Annotated in this window: 1 pseudogene; it reads right to left on the reverse strand. The window is 33.9% G+C overall.

Annotated features, from left to right (window positions below):
* Nucleotides 1-453, reverse strand: a pseudogene (locus tag Q428_RS15310) (transposase); the annotation flags it as partial.
* Nucleotides 454-617: the final 164 nt, after the last annotated feature.

The following is a 617-nucleotide window of genomic DNA, read 5'->3' on the forward strand; positions in this document are numbered from 1 at the left end:
CATGATATATTTTATTAATTTCATCATGTATTTTCTGTTTTTGGGTATGATAATTAGACTTCCTATCCTTTAGAAAGTTATAGTATGCATTCGGTGATAAATTGAATCTTCGAAGAAGCCATCTTAATCCGAATTCTTTACAATTATCTTGAATAAATCGATAAACCACTAATCGATTTCCCTCGCAAAGAATGCCGCCGCTTTTTTTAGGAACTGGTTCTCTTTCTTTAAATCTTCAAGTTCCTTGCGGAGCCTTAAATTTTCCTTCATATAATCGTATTCTTCCTTTAATTCGTGGTTTGTTTGGCATTCTTCACGGTAAGCCTTTATCCAGATGGATATAGCTGCTTTTGAAACGCTGTACTCCTCAGCTAAACTTTTTATAGTACGCCCCTCTTCCAGATGAAGACGAACTATTTTCTTTTTAAACTCTTCTTCATAATATTTTTGCATAGGTATCCCTCTTTTCTTATAGATTTATTATATCTATTAGATTGAGGTGTTACAACTTTAGTATACCATTACAACAGGAACAACAGGAACATCAGCTAAGGTATACAACTACTCCTACGATGACACAAACTGGAAGGACAAGCTAACTTCATTTGATGGTAAAG

The organism is Fervidicella metallireducens AeB (genome assembly GCF_000601455.1).
Classification (GTDB): Bacteria; Bacillota; Clostridia; order Clostridiales; family Caloramatoraceae; genus Fervidicella; species Fervidicella metallireducens.